The sequence below is a fragment of the Arthrobacter sp. M2012083 genome, from assembly GCF_000281065.1.
Lineage (GTDB): Bacteria > Actinomycetota > Actinomycetes > Actinomycetales > Micrococcaceae > Arthrobacter.
In genome coordinates this window covers 11,710-30,234 of sequence record NZ_AKKK01000011.1, presented here as the reverse complement: position 1 = coordinate 30,234, position 18,525 = coordinate 11,710, and the positions used below count along the sequence as shown (strand labels likewise).

Below are 18,525 nucleotides of genomic sequence, written 5' to 3'. Positions count from 1 at the left end.
AGTCCCGTGCAAAATTACTTAGCGCTTGCTTCTGTCCAAAACGGTAAAGCCGGATTGGCCCAACAAATGCCAAACGCCGCTAAGCCCTCGTATGTCGTATAGAACATGGCGGACTTCTTCAACTACCACACTGAGCGATCGCAACAAAGGACAGCGTGATGGGCCGTGGAGGAATCAGCCTTTCGGGTGAGAGACCGTCGGGTCGAAGGACTATGGAATCCCAACAAAATGCGTCGCTTCGAGATTCGCAAGAACACCTGATCTGAGGCGTTGCTGAGACGAAGGAGTCAGGACGCATTTAGGGTGTGTGCGTGTCAGCCCGGCCTGACCTAATACCCGATCTGCACCATCGCCGACTTGAAGCCCGGGGGCTTGAGGCCTTATCGGAGTGAGGTTCAGTCTGATCAGCCAGGATGCTAAGGGGCCGACCTGTGTCTTAAGCGGTTGAGGTTCGCTTAGCTTGCTGCACCAGTTCAGTTAGCCAAGGGCGGTGGCCGCGGTGGAACGTCATCCCCTTGGGTAGCCCTTGAATGGATGGCCTTCCGTTCACAATGTCGATAGTGAGTCGGCCGTTACTCATTGGTGCATTACTGACGTGAAGATCTCCAAAGGATTCGGGGAGCACGGGATCCATCCAGAGGCCACCCTGAGAAACGTGGGTGTCGTACTGCATCAGGCTTGTAATGAGCAGGATTGGCGCAGTGGCCGCCCAGGCCTGCGGTGAGCAGGCGGTGGGGTAGGGGATTGGTTCCTTGAAACGCGTCCGGTCGAACCCACAAAAAAGCTCCGGAAGTCGCCCGTCCCAATTTTCGGCAGCGTCGAGCAGGGCAATGGCGACTCGTTGGGCTTCGGCTACAAATCCGTAGCGCACCAACCCCGCGACGATGATGGCGTTATCGTGGGGCCAAACCGAGCCATTGTGGTAGCTTGCGGGGTTATAGGCGCCCATATTGCTTGCGAGAGTCCGGATCCCCCAGCCGCTGAACATTTCTTTAGACATTAGCCGCTCCACGACAAGCGGTGCTTTGTCTTCGTCCACGAGGCCAAGCCATAGACATTGGCCCATGTTGGATGCGCAAGCGTCCACCTGTCGCTTCTTGCCGTCAAGGGCGATGGCGTAGTAACCCCGCTCGGGTATCCAAAATTTTTCGTTGAAACGCTTCTTGAGTTCAGCCGCACGGGCGGCGAGGTCATCTCCTAACTTCACGTCACCAGCGTCGTAGGCCATCCAAGCACGTGCAAGGTATGCGGTGTAGACGTAGGCTTGGACTTCGCAGAGGGCGATCGGCGGTTCAGCCAGCGTCCCGTCGGCAAAGTTGACCCCATCCCAGGAGTCTTTCCAGCCCTGATTGATCAGTCCTTGGTCGGTCAGCCGTTCATACTCGACGAACCCGTCCCCGTCCCTATCTCCGTATCGGCGTATCCATTCCAGTGCGCGGTCGGCATGTGGCAGGAGGGCGGAGATTGTTTCTGAAGCGAATCCCCAGCGACTGACTGAACCCAAAAGCATGACAAAAAGCGGTGTGGCATCGACGCTTCCGTAGTAAGTGGATTTGCCGCCGAGGGAAAGCCCGCTCGAGATGTCCAGTCTAATTTCGTGGAGAATCTTGCCAGGTTCTTCTTCAGTTATCGGATCCACTTGGTGGCCTTGCCGGTCAGCCAAGGTTTGCAACGTCCCCAAAGCTAAAGAGGGATCTACAGGGAGCGCCATCAGGGAGGCCCAGAGTGAATCTCTGCCGAACAGTGTCATGAACCATGGTGCGCCGGCCGCCACTACAACACGGTTTTGATGATTGGGGTCCTCTATGCGGAGAGCTCCAAGGTCGTCGTAACTGTGTCGGATGGTTCGTTCTATGGAGCGGTTGCCTATCTGTAGGAGGGGAATCTTCGCTACCCATTCCTGTCGGCGGCGGTCGCTTGGCGAAGGCTCGCGGTTGTCTGTGGGGTTCGCAACAGGATCGGGCGAGGCCGTGCCAAGGAGCTGAACGATCCTGACGGCCGTGGTCCAAGAGGCTTGGGGTGCGATGTGAATTCGAAATGACATGCCTTCATGGTCGATCGTCGCGTCCGGGGCCTGGATGACCACACCCTTCCGCGCGTCCCGCCATGTAGCTCGGATAATCAGCGCTTCTTGTTCAGGTTGACGGGTCTCCTCCCAGGTTCGAGGAGTCCGGGCCTCCTTCACCTCGAAGAGATCGGCAAAATCGCAGGCAACGCTTAACGAAACCTCGCAAGTTGCTGGCTTGAGGGAGTAGTTCCACACCGTGAGTCGTTCTGTTACTCCAGCGTCTACTTCTCGTAGTCGTTCCACAATCAAGGGGCTGTCCGCGTATCCGTCGGCTCGGTTGACCCGTCCGACAAAGAGCGCCCTATACGGCTCCTGCATTTCGGAAGCCAGGGCCTCCAGTGATTGGCCGTCAATGGTGAGGCTCCAGCTGGACACCATTCGGGTGTCGTGAAGGAAGATTCCCTGAGGAGTTCCTTCACGGATGTCGCCATTGGGCGAGGAAATGCAGAACGACGTTCCCTCCACCAGGGTCACAGACCCAGCGCCCACGGGCCCGGCGGCTGTGTCATTGTTCCATCCAGCCATCCCTGATCCCTCCATAACGACTACCAGTGAGCGTAGGGCTACAAGTTGTTACAAGGCGTCCCCGTAGGTCTGGTATCAAGGTACGCCGGTCTCTAGGGCCATGCCAGTGAACGTCAGAATGTGGAGGCTAGCTGGCACTTAGAGTCAACTGGTTTGGGTTACCCCCCGGACGGAGACAGCTGCAGACCCGATTGGGCCGGTGCTTACAGTCCTCGTGTAATGGGCCAACCGGGCAGGGTGACGTGCGGAGCTATTTTGGTCCGCCATCTTTGCCTGGCTCTGGCTCCTGCGTGGGTTCCTCGGCCTTAAACCCGTTGCTGCTGTTGGCTGGGAGCAGGCCTCTTTCAGTGAAAACTCTCTTGGCGACGAATACTGCGTTCAGGGCTCGAGGAAAGCCGCAGTAGACGGCGGATTGGGTCAGGGCTTCAATGATTTCAGCGGGGGAGAGGCCCACATTCAGAGAGGCGTTGAGATGGAAGTCCAGTTGAGCCTCACATCCGCCCAGCGCCGTGAGGATGCCCAGCGTGACAAGTTGCCTTTGAGACGGCGAGAGGGCGGTGCCGGCGTATACGTCGCCGTAACCAAAAGCAACCATGTGCTCGGCTAGGGCGGGGGCTACGCCTGCCAGTGACGTCACAACCTTGGGTCCCGTGGCGGGACTCAACGTCTTCAAGGCCTGCATTCCACGTTCATACCGGGAAGAGTCGGCCTGGTAGTTGTGAATGTTGGGGTGCTGGGCGAACATACAAGCTCCTTGTGGGAAAGGTCGAGTGGAGCGTCGGCGTGACAGGTCCCCGCCCTCCCTGTTTCTTCTCGGCAGTCCAACTCACGCGGAATAGAGCACAGGGAGGTGCCCCTAACGTCGGGGGCTGCTGGAGCTTCTGCGTAGTTCCATTCGATAGGCGTAGCGGCGCGGGTTGAAATGCGAGGACGTGAATTCGATGAACTTTCCGTCCGCATCGTAGTAGAGACGTTCAATGAGCAGGATGGCATCCCCTGCTTCGCAGCCGATCAGCTCCGCTTCGTGCTCCGGTGCGTTCATGGCAGTAATTTCCTGACGGGCTCCGGCAATAGGCTTGTCCAAGAAGTGTTCGGCGGTTCCAATCACCGTGCCTTCACCTGGGGACTCGTCTCCCAATGCTGCGAGCTTCGCGCCGAGGGTAGGGTCGACATAGTGTCGGGTGAGCACGAAAGGAACCCCGTTATAGGACCGGCGAACTGTGGCCCGGCTGACTTCGATGTACGTGAGGCCCATGCGCGCAGCTATGGATGGCTCCACCACCACTGAAAAGGGTTCGAGAACTTCCGTCGTCGTGTCGGGCCAGACGATGATTTCGTCCAAAGAGCCAATGGACCGGACATAACGACCCTGTGGATCTTGGCGACCATTGACGTATGTGCCGCTTCCCTGAACCCGGTATATCAAGCCCTCGGTCAGCAAGATCTGCAAGGCTTCCCGGACTGTGTGCCGGCTTACCTTGTGGGCAGCCTGCAGTTCACTTTCGGTAGGCAGTTTCCGGCCTTCCGAATACACGCCTGCAACGATGTCGGCCCGTATCCGGGCTGCAAGAAGACGGTAAGCCGGAACAACGCGTTGCGTATCCGCTTCTAACCGCATTCCACCTCCTCAGGCCCGTGTACTGTCACGCTGGGACCAACCTAGCACATATGTCCGGACGAATTTCCGGTCCACTGAACGATTGACTCAATGGCCCTCTGGTTCCCTCGTAAGAGCTGGGGAACCAGAGGGCTGCCTGTTTATCTTTCAACCATGAGTACCGTGACCGAACCTCCATCTGTGCCGCTGACTGTCCCGCCTTTGCAGTAGGCCAGGCCAAGGCGGGCTTCCTCGACTTGTCGCGCGCCGGCGCGATCAGTCAGCTGCCACGTAAGTTCGCATATCTGAGCTACGCCGGTGGCGCCCACCGGGTGCCCCCGGCTTAGCAGACCCCCACTGGTGTTGACAGGCAGCTTTCCACCAAGCGAGGTGTTGCCGTTCTCCGTCCAGACTCCGCCTTCACCCACCGGGATGAGTCCCAGGCCTTCCAGCCTTACGATCTCTGCGATGGTGAAGCAGTCGTGCATTTCAACCAGATCGATATCCTTAGGTCCGTAGCCTGAAATGTTCCACGCCTGTTCGGCCGCCCGGCGGGAGACGTCTTCATCGTTGAGCCCGGATGTCGAGGATACGACCTTGCCGCTGACCAGGGCGCACCCCGCTATACGCGGAGCTGAACCGATCTTGAGTTTTGCGAGGCCAGCTTTACTGCAGAGAATGACGGCGGCGGCTCCGTCGCTGATTGGGCTACAGTCCAAAAGACCCAGCGGTTCCGCGATGATCCTGGCGTCAAGCACTTCATTGAGGCTTATTGGCCGCTGATACTGAGCGTAAGGGTTGTGCACAGAGTGCGCGTGGTTCTTTACGGCTACGGCGGCAATCTGCTCCCTGGTGGCACCGTGGTCGTGCATGTACCGACGTGCGCTCATTCCATGGTTTGCCGCCATGACCAGGCCGTTGATCGCATCGAGATCGGCGGGGTCTGGCATGACCCCTCCGGCGACGCGGTCAGTCATTTTCTCGGCTCCGATGACGAGGACAATGTCGTAGAGTCCGGCTTTTATGGCGATCCAGGCCTCACGGATTGCTGTTGCTCCGCTGGCACAGTAATTCTCATGGTTGGATACCGGGAGCCCGCCGAGACCTAGCTGGACGGCTACGCGCTGCCCAGCCACAGGGCCGCCAAAGACGTGGCCCATGTAAACCGCTTCGATATCCGCAGGCGCGGCGGATGAATCGGCTATCGCTTCGCGGGCGGCTCGCACGGCCAGGTTTTCCAGGGTTATGTCCGCCGGATATTTACCGAAGCGGACCATTCCTGCCCCGGCGATGAATGTCTCACTCATTGAATTCCTCTACTTCCCGGAAGCGGTACCACCATTGGGAATTTCCTGATTCGTCCACGGTTTTTGGGTATAGCTCAACGGTCACGGGAGACCCGATTCTGACGTTGCCTTCAGCGGCCCCAAGTACTCTGTTGCCATCTTCGAAGTCCACCGTGACCAGCGTGTATGGGGTTTTTAGATGTTCGGGTGCCTGACGGACAACCGTCCAACTGCAGACGCGGCCTTGCTCGGGCAGGCTTACGTTTTCCACCTGGTCCGAACCGCAGTGTAGGCAGAGAAGTCTCTGTGGGAAGGAGTGCCGCCGGCAGGCGGTGCAGACGATACCCAGCAGCCCGTCTTCCAGACTTATGACGTCGTCGCGCAAAGGGGTCTTTTCAATTTGTGTCATTGCTTGCTCCTAGGAGGGCTGCGCTCAGGGGAGGCGTTTCGATCTTGGGGTATCCCTCGCTGTCTTGACCCTCAAGGAGCTCAGCGTTGCTACCGCCCAGTTTTGGTGCCGAGTCAGGACGGGGTTCGTCGTATGCATCCATGAGGATTGGCGTCCGGATCATTCGGTGTTTTCCGGCGAACTGGTCATCAATGCTGATGAACATGTTCCTGGCGGCCAGATGTTGGCAGTCATAGAGCTCGTCGATTGTCTGGATTTCCCCCGCCGGAAGGCCGACGGCTGCGAAGGCTTCGACAATTTCACGGCGCGTACGCACTGCAGTCCATTTTTCGGCTTCCGGGCGGATGAGGGTGGCGAAGTTCTCGGCCCGCTGCGTAACGCTTTGGAGTAGTGGATGACTGAGGAGGTCCGGTCGATCCAGGGCAGTACAGAGCCGGCGCCACATTTCTTCTGTTGGCAGGATCAAGGCGATAAAGCCGTCTTTGGCCTGCAGTGAGCCTAACGGGGCGTATTTGTCCACGCCCCGCTTTCGTGGTTCCTTGGTGAAGTCCCAGAGCATTAGCTCACGTTCCAAGAGCGAAGCAACGGTGTCGTACATGCTCTGGTCGACGAAGGCGCCGGAGCCGGTACGGTGTCGCCCTTGAATTGCAGCGAGGATACCTACAGAGGCGTAAACGGCTGTGTAGATGTCGGCGAAACCGGTGACGGTCGGCAGCGGGGGTCCGGAGGGTTCACCTGTCACGGACATCATCCCACCCATCGCTTGAATGGCGGTATCGAACGCCGGGCGGTCGGCGTAGTCTCCTCGGCGGCTCTTAAGGCGCCCGTACCCGCTGATTGCGGCGTAGACCAGCCGCGGGTTTTCCTCGCGAAGCGTGTCATAGCCGATCCCGAGCTTGTCCACAGCGCCCGGTCGCAGGTTTTCGATGATGATGTCTGCAGTTCGGACCAGGCGCACGTATGCCGCCCGGTCGTCGGGTTCCGACAAGTCGAGTGTCACGGATTTTTTGTTCCGGTTGTAGCTCAGGAAGCCGCCGCTGAGCCCCCCTCCTTCAGCTTCAATGTAGGGGTCGTATGCACGGCGAGGGTCTCCTGTGACGGGCTTCTCGATCTTGATGACCTCTGCGCCGAGGTCCGCCAGCAGCATGGCGCAGTAGGGAGCTGCGATATATTGTCCGAGTTCCAGGACCCGGAGGCCTTCAAGCGGTCTCATGCCAGCGCCTCTGTGCCGTGGGGGACGATGAGGGGCTTGATGTCCTCCTGTGAGCGCATCCGTGACATGGCGTCGTTGACCTGGTCCAGTCCGTAATAGGTGGGAACCAGAGCCCCGAAGTCGTATTTGCCCTTGGAGTTCTTCATGAACTCCAGTGCCTTGCGGTATTCGGCGATGTGTCCGGACCAGGTACCCATGATGGTCAACTGTTGGCGTGTGATGAAGCCAGGACGGACAGGAACTTCCTTTCCGGGACCGTCGATTTGGCCGGTAACCATGTACCTGCCACCTTCTTTGATCATCCCCAAGCCCTCGGTGAAGGCTGTCCGTGCACCGGAAAACTCGAAAACGACTTCGGCTCCCCGCCCGCCAAGCAGCTCCCTTACGGCGTTGATGCGGTCTTCCGGGTTCGGTGCGTCAGCGATTGAAATGGTGTCGGTTGCTCCGTATTGCTTGGCGATGGACAGGCGGCTTTCCGGGGCGCCTATGGTGATGATCCGCCCTGCGCCCAGATAATCGGCCAAGGCTGTGGCGAAGAGCCCGAGCGGTCCCGCGCCCTGGATGACTACGTTCTCCCATGGGTTCATCTTCCCGATGCGCTCAAAAGAATGAACTACGGTACGCAACGCGCAGCTGGCTGCTGATGCCCACGCGGTTGGTACTTCATCGGGGACACGGACCCGGCCCGAGTTCGGGAAGACGTAGCAGTATTCCGAAAAACCGCCGACCAGGTACGGCGGGCGTTCGCAATTTGTGAACATGTAGTACTGCCGGTTGGTGCACAGCGTGGGCTGGTTGTCCAGACGGCAGTGGTCGCAGTTGTTGCACGAGGCGTGGGTGAAGCAGATGCGGTCCCCCAGCTCCAGGGGTGCCCCGAAAGTATCCGTGTCGGCACCGGGCCCGAAGGCCACGATGCGTCCTACCATTTCATGGCCTGGGATGACCGGGAGATCGACCCCTTGGCTGCCGGCGAGGGATCCGTCCCACAGATGCAGATCTGAGCCGCAGATGGTAGCTGCTTCGATCCTGACCAGCAGGGCGCCGTGCTCGAGATCGCGGGGGATGGGGACATCCCGGATTTCGAGATCTTTGCCGTGCTGTGTCAGGACGGCCGCGCGGCTTGTTTTTGGGATGTCGAGAATGCTGTTTGTCATGATTCTTCCTAATGTCCTAGCCGAGTTTGAACGGGTCGCGGCTTTCGCCCGTGAGTTCTACCCACACGGACTTGGTCTGCAGGTACGCGTCGATGCCTTCGAGTCCGTTTTCGCGGCCGATTCCGCTCTGGCCGAAGCCGCCGTAGGGGACGTTGTTCGCCAAGACGCGGTACGAGTTCACCCAGACCGTCCCGGCCTTCAGCTGGTGGGCAATCCGATGCGCGCGCTGGACGTCTTTGGTCCAAACGGCGGCTGCCAGCCCGTAGGAGGTGTCATTGCCCAGACGGACCGCTTCCTCTTCGGTTTCGAAGGGGATTACGGCCAGGACTGGACCAAAGATCTCTTCCCGGGCCACTCGCATCGTGTTGTTGACGCCGGTAAGGATTGTTGGCTGGAAGAAATAACCATCGGTTAGTCCGTCGCTGGTTGGACGCTGTCCACCAGTCGTGACGGTCGCGCCTTCTGCGACACCGAGGTCGACGTAGTACTGAACCTTTTCCAGTTGTTCCGAGAACGCGATGGGACCCATCTCCGTGGCCATTTCGAGTGGATCACCCATCTTGATTTGAGGTGCCCGGGCGGCAAGACGCTTGACGACGTCATCGTGAATAGAGGTATGTACAAAGAGGCGGCTTCCGGCGATGCAGGTTTGGCCGGTGGCAGCGAAAATGCCGGCCATGGCGCCGTTGACGGCGGCGTCGATGTCAGCATCGGGGAAAATGATGTTGGGTGACTTTCCGCCGAGTTCCAAAGTGACTTCGGCGATGTGTTCCGCTGCGCTCTTCATGACCGAGATCCCAGTGGCGGTCGACCCCGTGAACGTAATCTTGTGTACCCCTGGGTCGGCTGTCAGCGCAGCTCCGGTTTTGCCCGCTCCGGTCAGTACGTTGAACACGCCTGCGGGGAACCCTGCTTCGTGGACGAGCCGCGCAAACTCAAGGGTTGAGTTGGGTGTTTGTTCAGCAGGCTTAGCGATGAAGGTGCATCCGGCAGCGAGTGCGGGTGCAAGCTTGCTCGCCAGCAGAAAGAGGGGGCTGTTCCAAGGCAGGATTGCCCCGACGACGCCGATCGGTTCCCGGCGGGTGTAGGTGAAGAAGTTGGTTTGCGGAGCCGGGATGGTTTGTCCGGAAATCTTATCGGCTGCCCCCGCGAAATATTCATAGGTGGCAGGTAAGCCTGCCATCTGGCTCCGCGTTTCGCGAATAACTTTGCCGTTGTCCCTGGTTTCGATGACAGCCAGGGATTCTGCTGCAGCTTCGATCAGCCCGGCCAGGCGGCGAATGAGCCCACCGCGCTGGGCGGCCGACATCGTCCCCCAGGGTCCTTCCAGTGCTGCCTGGGCCGCGTCCACGGCCTTGCGTACATCGGCGGGCCCTGCCAGCGGCACTGTTGCCCATGCTTTGCCGGTATAGGGGTTGATCGATTCAAAGGTCTCGCCGGATTCCGCCTCGACCCACTCGCCGCCGATATACATGCTTCGGTGTTCGAGCTGGGTCGCCATATCTGGGGCGGAATCCAGCACCTGGTTCGAACTCATAGTTTCTTGTCTCTTTCTCTGGTTGACTATGCGCTTGCCACGCACTTCGGCGTGCGCATGTGGGATGTGGTTCACTGCCTCGGGGCAGGACTACTCAGCGTTTTGGGAACGTTCCGCCAGGGTCCCGTTGGAGGACAATGAGACGCCCCGCGTTTCGGGTAGATAGCGCAACAGCACGAAGAAGCAGATGACCGCTATGAAGGCCAGGTAGAACGCGGGGGCGGCAGAAAAAGCAAAGGCTGATGCGATCGCTGTAGCTATGAACGGTCCGGGGCCGCCTATCAGGGCCTGTGCGACGTTGAAGCCGATGGAGCTGCCGCTTACGCGCAGCCTGGCCGGGAACAGTTCGACCATGAGAACGCCAAGCATGACGTTGACGAGGGCTTCGAAGGCGGCGAAAACTACCAAAGCCAGCAGCCCCAGCCACCAATTTCCCGTGCCGAGGATCATGAAGCATGGGATGGTGACGACGGCGATACCGACAGTGCCGATCAGCATGGTCTTCCTTCGGCCAATCTTGTCTCCCAGCATCCCTGCGACGGGACACATGGCCGAGTAGACGAGGAGCCCCAGAATCGCCAGTTCAAGGGCCGCGGTCCGGGGCATTGCGACCTTGACGGTCAGGAAGGTAATGACGAAAGTCGCGAGGTAGTAAAAGCCCAGACCGGTGACAGCGGTGCAGGTAAATACCAGCAAGATACCCGAGCGGCTCTTCTTGCTGGCCGAGCGAAGGGGTGCGTGATCGACATCATGGGCGCGCTGTAGTTCCAGGAACACAGGCGTGTCTTCAAGCCTGAGGCGTAGGTAAAGTCCGAGTACCGCAAGCGGGCCTGCCACGATGAACGGAACCCGCCACCCCCACGCAGCCATTTCTTCACTGCTGAGGCTGCTCGCCAGGAGCAAGGTGACCACGCCGCCGCCCATGACTCCGATGGCTGCGCCGGCCGAGACCACGCTGCTCCACAGACCCCGGCGCCCGTTTGGAGCATATTCGATCAGGAAGGTCGCTGCTCCGGCGTATTCCCCGCCGGCCGAGAATCCTTGGGCGCAACGGAGAACGACGAGCAGAATCGGTGCGGCAATCCCGATGGTTTCATACGTTGGCAGCAGACCGATCCCGAGGGTGCAGATGCCCATCAGGATGATGGCCAGTGACAGCGCGGACTTCCGCCCCAGCCTGTCTCCCCAGGCGCCGATAATGAGACCGCCCATGGGCCGGAACAGGAAGGCCACACCAAAGACCGAGAGCGATGAAAGCAGGGACACGGTGGGGTTGTCGGAGGGGAAGAACAGCTGCCCGATCGTGACGGCGAGAAAGCCGTAAACGGCGAAGTCGAACCATTCAAGAAAATGACCAATCCCTGCGGCAACGGCGACGCGCTTCGACACCTGCGGATTGAGTGCTTCATTCGAAGCTGATGAACTGCTCGCAGGTTCCGGTGGAACCTGCGTTTGAGGTGTTGTTTCTGCGTTCATGATTCTCTCCTTTGAGAACTGGTGGTACGCCCGTGGGGGAGTCGAGGCGCCCATCAAGAGCGGGAATGCAGCCAGTCGTGATGGCTGGGTGATGTTATGTCCGGACGTGACCTGCATAACAAAAGGTACGGACGAATCTATCCCTATCTTTCGATGCCGTCAAGAGGCTGAGGAGTTGATCGGGCATCACGCGCCGGGCGGATCTTTATCGGGCCATTTGGGGACAGGCGAGACGCATAAGTGCAGTCCGCAGTTGTTGGAGCTGAGTTATTGACGACACTTTGGGCGGCGCCTACTGTAGCAATGGTACGGACGATTTAACGGCATCTTTGCTGAGGGGCTGCAGGCTCTGTGCCTGCACCCTGTGGCAGTAGATGCACAAACCGAGGAGTTCTGAGATGTGGCAGGAAGCAACGTCGCTTCAGCAAGAGGCCCCGACCATCACGGCAACCATCGTTGAACGGCTTGCAAGCTTTGCCTGCAGTGTACGTATCGGTGACGCGCCCGTTTCCGTGGGGGAACGGGTCCGCGGATGCATCATCCATGCCACTGTCGTAGGGGCTGCCGGACTGACGTCACCGTTTGGAAGGGTGGCGGAGGATGCATGGGGAACCGGGGAAAGTGAACCGCGGGCCCGCTGGTCGCGTTCACTGGTCAGCGGGAAGTACCATCCAGCACCGGTGGCGGCGTTCATCAACGGTGCGCTGTTCCACGCCAGGGCACAGGAGGACACACATGGCACTTTTCATCCGGGATTGACTGTTTTGCCGGCTGCCCTGGCCGCCGCTGAGTCGACAAAGTGCGACGGAGTAACGTTCATGAATGCCGTCTTGGCAGGCTACGAGGTCGGAACGGCGCTTTCTTCCCAGATAACAGAGCGTACGACGCCGCCCTTCCGGGCTACCGCAGTTTTCGGTCCTGTAGCGGCCGCTGCAGCTGTCGGAAGGATACTGGGTCTGAACGGCGATCAGATGGCGTCCGCGTTGTCCATTGCAGCGGCCGGTTCCGGAGGCACATCCGAATCATTCGGTGCCGGCACGGACGAGTGGCGTTTTCAGCCTGCAAAAGCTGCCATGAACGGCTACCTCGCAGCCAGCTTGGCCGCCAAGGGTGCCGCAGGGTCCGACACAGCCTTCGAAGCACCGGCCGGGTTCCTGGAATGTTTTGCCAGAGGAGACCTCGACACCCTTGCGCTCGGTCTTGGAGACACGTGGAACATTCTTGGGGTTACGTTCAAACCATTTCCGGTGTGTGCCTTCAACCAAGCCCCTGCGCTGCTGGCACTGAAGTTGCGGTCCCAGGGCCTGCGCGCTGAAACGGTTGAGTCGATTACTCTCCGCATGAACAAGCGGGAGGCCGAGTACCCGGGGATGGCTGCTGACGGACCATTCCATACAACTGCCCAGACACTCATGAACGCCAGGTTTGCATTCGCTACTGGTTTAGTCCACGGAGACATCAAGCTGCAATCCCTGTCGAATTTCGAAGATCAGAAGGTCGCTGACTTGATGGGGAGGATGCACTTGGTTGCCGAAGAAGGCCGCCCTGGAAAAACAGCATCCGCGACAGTGCGCCTGTATGAGGGTTCTGTTCTGGACGATGCGATTGATGACTCGGATTCCCTGCTGTCGTGGTCACTGCCCCACGTAGCCGCGAATGCGCAGCGGATGCGCTCGGAAACTGACTTGTCACAGCAGGAACTGGATCTTCTGCTCCAATGCATCGACCAACTGGACTCTGCCGTTGATGTCACCGATGTCGTTTCCGCAGCAATAGGCAGTCGCTAAGGGACTTTGCTGGTTTACGCTTCCATTTGCTGGGACAGTGGCTCTTCCGGTGGTGTCGCGTGCCGGGGCCGGATCCGGTGCTTTGGTCCGTTCTCTGCTTGCTTAACCAACGGCAGTCAGGGCACTGGATTTGTGCCTTGACTGCCGTTGGCGTGTGTTTGAGTGCCCAGTTGTTTTAGTCAGCGAGGCCTGGCCACTTGGTCATTCGGTGGCGAAGGTCCACCGTTCGGGCGTTCGTGGAAAATGTGCCATTGCCTCGGTGGTGGAACTCCCCTGATTCCTCCAACGAAGGAGCATGCCAGATCCGCACAGGCTCGAGTAGCCAAAGGTTGTAGTCCTCGACGAGCCTGTCATCGGCAACAACGCATTCCAGATTCGCGAAGCATTCGCGAATGAGCGGAGCCGAGACCACAGCAGGTTCCATGGGGGTGAACCCCAGATCAGCCCATTTGTCAGTGTCATATCCCGAGGTATTGCCTGCATCCACGACGGCTTCTGCCAATGAAACTGACGGTATCGCAACCACGCATTCTCGTGTGGCCCGCAGCGCTTCATAGCTGTGATCCCAAGGACCCAGGACGATTCCGAGCAGCGCAGGAGAATGCCTGATGGGCATATTGAAACCGTTGGTCATGAGGTTCGCAGTTCCGGAGTGCTGAGTGGAGATCAGAACAGTGGGGCCCGGTTCTATGAGCCTATGAGCATGGTCCAGAGGGTACTCTTCATAGTCATCTGTTCTGGGTAGGTACCGCATATCAAACTCTCCGTCCTGTCAGTGGTGACCACGAATTCGGTAGAAAAGTGGGGGCCGGACTCTCCGGCCCCCACCAGGTTTCAGATCGCTTGTGCCGTCGGGAGGATTGTAAGCTCCGTCAGGTTCACGTGCTTGGGCAGTGCCGCTACGAACGCGACTGTCTCAGCGACGTCAGCTGACTGCAGGACGTCGATCTGGTTGATGAGATCAGCCATCAGCTTGCTGGCGTCAGGGTCGGTGACATGGTCCGGGAGTTCCGTGTCTACCATCCCGGGCTCGACAGTCGAGACGCGGACATTCTTGCGGCCAAGTTCGGTCCGCAGAAGCCGGGTGATGTGGCTGACGTACGCTTTGGTGCCCGAGTAGACCTGGAACTTTTCCAGCACCCGCGTTGCCGCGATGGAAGAGGTGGTGATGAGGTCCGCGGTACGGCCTGCCTGGCCGGCCTCTTCGAGGGAGCCGACGAAGGCTTGAATCGTGTTCATGACTCCCTTGATGTTCAGGTCGATCTGGGCATCCCAGTCGTCAACCTTCAGGTCACCGATTTCTGAGATCAGCTGCACGCCCGCGTTTGCGAACACCAAGTCGACTGCGCCAAGTTCCAGGGCAATCCTTTCTGCACCTGCCAGGACAGCCTCGCGGTCGGTGACATCCACGGCTACGGCAAGCGCCGTCCCGCCTGCTGTGTTGATCTGGTCGGCCAGGGCATCAAGACGATCTTTGCGTCGCGCGACCAAGGCCACCTTCGCTCCTAGTTCCGCCAACCGCTGCGCGGCCGCGGCGCCAATACCACTGGACGCTCCAGTGACGACTGCCACACGACCCGACAGCGGTGTTCCTTCAATAAGCTTGCTCACGAAATGCTCCTATGAATTGAGAGAACCGGGATCACCCGGTGAGAATCTGGAAGCTTTGTGCTTCCGTCATCCACTATTCGGCAACTGGCGATGAACAAACAGGGTGCAAGCCACCCACCCATTTTTGTTGGTGCGGAGGTGTTGATTCGTAGCAGATTGGCTCCTGCAGGTGGGTGCCGCACACCCTCGCGGGTGCACCCCAAAATTTGTAGGATCGCCGCGGATGAAAAGTGTTTACGCCAGTGGTGGAAAGGGTCGTCGAGACCATGAAGAGGACAGCAACCCGGGTTTCAACAGCTCAAACGCGCGTTCCGGGCCTTACCCATGCCTAAGAAGCCCGGGGACAGCCGGCTGGATCTGGTCCTAAGTCAGCTCTTGGGAAAGCTGACATACACCCCTGCTATTTTGATAGATGAAATCGGTGACATTGTCGCTTCGAACGCTTTGGGGCGTGAACTGTTCTCGGAATACGTGATCCGCGACAACTTGCCCCGCATGGTCTTCCTCGACGCGTCTGCGCAGCTTAACGATCAGTTGTGGCGGGCAAATGCCCAGAACACGTTGGGACGGATGCGATCAGTTCTGGTAAGGGGAGAAGCCAAAACCCGGTTGAGCCTACTCCTCGATTCCCTGCTTATGCAGAGCTTGCCCTTCCGGCGTTTGTGGCTTGCGCGGCAGTGGGGTCCTGGTGATACGCCAATGCGGGTCTTCCGCCATCATGAAATGGGCGAAATCGTGGTTGAAGAGGTTCAGATGACGAGCGCGGCGGATCCCAGCTACACGGTGGTCGCCTACGTACCACGCCCCGGGTCCGTGAGCGAAGAATCCATCCGGTTGCTTAGTTCGCTAACTGCTGGCTGGGGAATCACGGCGGGGCTGGGGTAGTTGCCTCGGGTAGCCTCCTGCGTCCTAAGCTCCTGCGCCCGCCCAGCAGCCCTTCCTGAGTTGCCGGCGTCCATAGCCACGAGGGTTCGAAGCTGGTCCTCACTACGGCTGCCAGGAGCTGCCTGATAAACAACCAACTGTTGGCCTGGTGAACTCATGACGTGAAATGCCTGGAAGTTGAGCTCCAGTTCGCCAACAGATTCATGGAAGATGAGCTTGGTCTCCTGTGTCTTGGGTTGGATGTCGAACCGCTGCCACAGTGTTTCGAAGTCTTTGTTCTGCCGCAGTACCTGAACCAGTTCGTCGCGCTCGTGCGATGAGTGGTGCAGGTGCATAGTGGCACGAAGGGAGGCGACGCAGGATTCCGCCGCCCGCGCCCAGTCCACAAAGAACCGTCTGGCGGCGGGATCCAAAAACGTACTGCGCGTCAAATTGTCCAGATCGTCAAAGGCGCTGAACAAGATACGGGCCACCGGGTTGAGCGCTCTGAAATTGAGTAGCGGATCAAGGATGAACGCCGGCGAACCGACCCATGAATTCAGCATGTGGATCAACGACGGGTCAACGGGGCTTTCGGCCTGTACAGGCTGGACCGAGAACCCTGCAAGTAGACGGAGATGGTCGTCCTCGTATTTGGAGAGTCTCAGGGCGGCCGACAGGGCAGCAACAACTTGCTCGGAAGGATGCTTTTCGCGACCCTGCTCGAGCCGAACATAGTAATCGGTGCTGAGTCCTGCGAGCTCAGCTACCTCCTCCCTCCGCAGCCCGGGAACCCGCCGGGGCGTCAGATCAGCCCAAGGGTAGATGTCGGCAGCGGCCGCGTTGCGTCGAGCTCGCAAAAAGCTTGCCAGGTTATCTGCAGTCATGCCGGATGCCTTCTATGCTCTGTCCGTTCACACAATAAGTATGCCCACCCGCAAGGGCGGGAGGCACCCACGTACTGCGCGCCGACTATTCCTAGAGTGGAAGAAGTCGTCATACCGGGCGACATCTCCTTTGGAAGGACTCAGATGAAAGACAGAGCAACAGACTCGGAAGTTACTAGCTTTACGGGCATGTGGGTCACTGCGGACGGCTACATTCGCCAGGAACTGCTGCCCAATGGCCGCTACGACGAGGCCCGCGGAAACAGAAGGAGCGCGTATACCGGGTCGTATCGGGTCACGGGTAATCACATTGATTACGTTGACGACACCGGCTTCACCGCCACAGGGGACGTGCGAGATGGTGTTCTCTATCACGAACACTTGATCCTCTACCGGGAACTGAACTAGATCTGTGCTCCGAGCCTGGCAGCCCGAGCGGCCGCACCCGAAAACCAGCAGGTGATCGGTGCTGCGGCCGCAAGGAAGGTGTGCTCAGCTGTCCCATTTGTAGTCAAGCCACAAGTCCATTCCCTGCTCGCGAATGATCAGCCTCCGTGAGTTCACACCCAGGGCAGCAAGCCAGAGCATCTGGTCGTCGCTGGTTACAGCCTCAACACGGCCTTCGTCGATGACGCGACCGAAGCGTTTAATCTGGACCCATTCGCCAACTACGGGCTGCCAGCAGCCATGGGGATGGAGGGCCATCCTGTTATCCCTTCTCCAAGTCTTCGGTTTGCTCGTCGTGACAGTTTGGCGGCGCGCCTACCGTTGGTCGGCGCCCGTGGCCCACCCCCCTTTTGGTCGAGCCCCTAAAGCTGTTGAGGCCCGAGATTTGCTCAGTATGAGCGCGGGAGCCCCAGTACCTTAGTGGCCACAAACGCCTTGATCATGTTGTTGTTGACCGGCGCCACTTGAAACATACGGGTTTCGCGGAACTTACGTTCCACGTCGTATTCGTCGACAAACCCGTAGCCGCCGTGGGTGTCCAGGCATGCGTTGCCTGCGGCCCAACTGGCCTCTGAAGCGAGGTGCTTGGCCATATTGGCTTCGGCGCCGCATGGCTCACCCGCATCAAAGAGTCGGGCCGCCTCATATCGCATCAAGTCTGCAGCCCGAATCTTCATATAGGCGTCCGTGATGGGGAACTGGACGCCTTGGTTGGTTCCGATCTGGCGGCCAAACACGCGGCGGCTGTTTGCGTACTCCACGGCGCGGGAGGTGAACCAATAGCCATCGCCTATCGCTTCAGATGCCAGCAGGATGCGCTCGGCGTTCCACCCGTCGAGGACGTAACGGAAGCCTTGGCCTACCTTTCCGATGACCGCAGTTTTTGGAACTCGCATGCCTTGGTAGAAGACCTGGTTGGTGGCGTAGTTGAACATGGTCCGGACTTTGACGACCTTCAGTGTCTCCGGCTGCTCTGCTCGCACCTGTCGCAGGTCCACGAGGAACAGTGTGAGGCCATGAGTCCTATCCTCAGGGGCCTTCTCGGATGTCCTGGCGAGAACGAAGGCAAGATCGGATTCATCGATGCGGCTTGTCCAGCTCTTGTGGCCGGTGATGAGGTACTCATCGCCGTGTTCCACTGCAGCCGTCTGGATACTGGTGGTGTCTGAACCGGCAGCGTCTTCCGTAATGGAGAAGGCCTGTAGCCGCAGATCACCGGTTGCGATGGCGGGAAGATACGCGTTCTTCTGAGCATCGTTTCCGTGTCGGAGCAAAGCCCCCATCGTATACATCTGTGCGTGGCAGGCGGCGGAATGACCGCCGGATCGGTTGATTTCCTCCATGATCACGCTGGCTTCGGTAAGGCCCAAGCCCAAGCCTCCGTACTCCGTAGGTATCAGGGCGGCCAACAGTCCTTCCTTTGTCAGGATGTCCACGAACTCCTGCGGATAGCGGCGGTTCAAATCCGTTTCGCGCCAGTACTCGTCGGGGAACTTCGCGCACAACTCACGGGTCTTCTGCCGTAGCTGCTGAATCTCTTTGCTTGTAACGGATGGCATCTTTGCTCCTCGTAGTGTTAGCTGAAGTGGCTGCTACATAATATATTGCGGGTTACTCATCCGTGAGGCAAGTAACTCAACTTACCCAGAAATCTTTGAGGGTAG

17 protein-coding genes are annotated in these 18,525 nt (G+C 59.0%); 3 read left to right on the top strand and 14 right to left on the bottom strand.

Going from position 1 to position 18,525, the window contains the following annotated elements; translation table 11 throughout:
• Positions 1–436: 436 nt before the first annotated feature.
• The 9 genes from A477_RS0107015 to A477_RS0106975 all read right to left on the bottom strand — a co-directional run bounded on the left by A477_RS0107015 (position 437) and on the right by A477_RS0106975 (position 11,265).
• Entirely contained in the window at positions 437–2,593 is a 2,157-nt protein-coding gene (locus A477_RS0107015; protein WP_017198310.1) for an amylo-alpha-1,6-glucosidase, read from the bottom strand.
• Between the two features lie 250 nt (positions 2,594–2,843).
• Positions 2,844–3,338 carry a carboxymuconolactone decarboxylase family protein gene (locus A477_RS0107010; RefSeq protein ID WP_017198309.1) on the bottom strand — a complete coding sequence of 165 codons (495 nt, stop codon included), beginning with the start codon at positions 3,336–3,338 and terminating at the stop codon, positions 2,844–2,846.
• A gap of 111 nt (positions 3,339–3,449) precedes the next feature.
• A complete protein-coding gene (locus A477_RS0107005; RefSeq protein WP_017198308.1) occupies positions 3,450–4,211 on the bottom strand; it encodes a GntR family transcriptional regulator in 762 nt (253 codons plus the stop codon).
• A gap of 140 nt (positions 4,212–4,351) precedes the next feature.
• Positions 4,352–5,497, bottom strand: coding sequence for a thiolase family protein (locus tag A477_RS0107000; RefSeq protein ID WP_017198307.1), 1,146 nt, complete (start codon positions 5,495–5,497; stop codon positions 4,352–4,354).
• A complete protein-coding gene (locus tag A477_RS22750) occupies positions 5,490–5,885 on the bottom strand; it encodes a Zn-ribbon domain-containing OB-fold protein (RefSeq protein WP_017198306.1) in 396 nt (131 codons plus the stop codon). The genes A477_RS0107000 and A477_RS22750 overlap by 8 nt, the downstream gene beginning before the upstream one ends.
• On the bottom strand, positions 5,872–7,098 hold the full coding sequence (locus A477_RS22150; RefSeq protein WP_017198305.1) for a CaiB/BaiF CoA transferase family protein: 1,227 nt from the start codon (positions 7,096–7,098) through the stop codon (positions 5,872–5,874). Before A477_RS22150 ends, A477_RS22750 begins: the two co-directional genes overlap by 14 nt.
• Positions 7,095–8,252, bottom strand: a complete 1,158-nt coding sequence (locus A477_RS0106985; protein ID WP_017198304.1) for a zinc-binding dehydrogenase — start codon at positions 8,250–8,252, stop codon at positions 7,095–7,097. Before A477_RS0106985 ends, A477_RS22150 begins: the two co-directional genes overlap by 4 nt.
• 16 nt (positions 8,253–8,268) lie before the next feature.
• Complete coding sequence (locus A477_RS0106980) at positions 8,269–9,789, bottom strand: aldehyde dehydrogenase (RefSeq protein WP_017198303.1); 1,521 nt, start codon at positions 9,787–9,789, stop codon at positions 8,269–8,271.
• Positions 9,790–9,879: 90 nt separating this feature from the next.
• On the bottom strand, positions 9,880–11,265 hold the full coding sequence (locus A477_RS0106975; protein ID WP_017198302.1) for an MFS transporter: 1,386 nt from the start codon (positions 11,263–11,265) through the stop codon (positions 9,880–9,882).
• A gap of 398 nt (positions 11,266–11,663) precedes the next feature.
• Here A477_RS0106975 and A477_RS22145 point away from each other — a divergent pair, with 398 nt between their 5' ends.
• A complete protein-coding gene (locus A477_RS22145; protein WP_017198301.1) occupies positions 11,664–13,052 on the top strand; it encodes an MmgE/PrpD family protein in 1,389 nt (462 codons plus the stop codon).
• Positions 13,053–13,227: 175 nt separating this feature from the next.
• On the opposite strand, the gene A477_RS0106965 is transcribed toward A477_RS22145, so the two are convergent.
• Positions 13,228–13,806 (bottom strand): flavin reductase family protein, encoded by a 579-nt coding sequence (locus tag A477_RS0106965; protein WP_044568470.1) that lies wholly within the window; start codon positions 13,804–13,806, stop codon positions 13,228–13,230.
• An 80-nt stretch (positions 13,807–13,886) separates the two neighbouring features.
• Positions 13,887–14,663, bottom strand: coding sequence for an SDR family oxidoreductase (locus A477_RS0106960; protein WP_017198299.1), 777 nt, complete (start codon positions 14,661–14,663; stop codon positions 13,887–13,889).
• A gap of 324 nt (positions 14,664–14,987) precedes the next feature.
• Here A477_RS0106960 and A477_RS23990 point away from each other — a divergent pair, with 324 nt between their 5' ends.
• Entirely contained in the window at positions 14,988–15,548 is a 561-nt protein-coding gene (locus A477_RS23990; RefSeq protein WP_192811986.1) for an MmyB family transcriptional regulator, read from the top strand.
• On the opposite strand, the gene A477_RS22140 is transcribed toward A477_RS23990, so the two are convergent.
• Positions 15,455–16,414 (bottom strand): helix-turn-helix transcriptional regulator, encoded by a 960-nt coding sequence (locus A477_RS22140; RefSeq protein ID WP_017198298.1) that lies wholly within the window; start codon positions 16,412–16,414, stop codon positions 15,455–15,457. The two genes, A477_RS23990 and A477_RS22140, sit on opposite strands and share 94 nt — an antisense overlap.
• Before the next feature lie 144 nt (positions 16,415–16,558).
• Here A477_RS22140 and A477_RS0106950 point away from each other — a divergent pair, with 144 nt between their 5' ends.
• Positions 16,559–16,822: an Atu4866 domain-containing protein gene (locus tag A477_RS0106950; protein ID WP_017198297.1), complete on the top strand. Its 264-nt coding sequence runs from the start codon at positions 16,559–16,561 to the stop codon at positions 16,820–16,822.
• A gap of 84 nt (positions 16,823–16,906) precedes the next feature.
• On the opposite strand, the gene A477_RS0106945 is transcribed toward A477_RS0106950, so the two are convergent.
• Positions 16,907–17,119 carry a hypothetical protein gene (locus A477_RS0106945; protein WP_017198296.1) on the bottom strand — a complete coding sequence of 71 codons (213 nt, stop codon included), beginning with the start codon at positions 17,117–17,119 and terminating at the stop codon, positions 16,907–16,909.
• A 131-nt stretch (positions 17,120–17,250) separates the two neighbouring features.
• Entirely contained in the window at positions 17,251–18,420 is a 1,170-nt protein-coding gene (locus tag A477_RS0106940) for an acyl-CoA dehydrogenase family protein (RefSeq protein ID WP_017198295.1), read from the bottom strand.
• Positions 18,421–18,525: the final 105 nt, after the last annotated feature.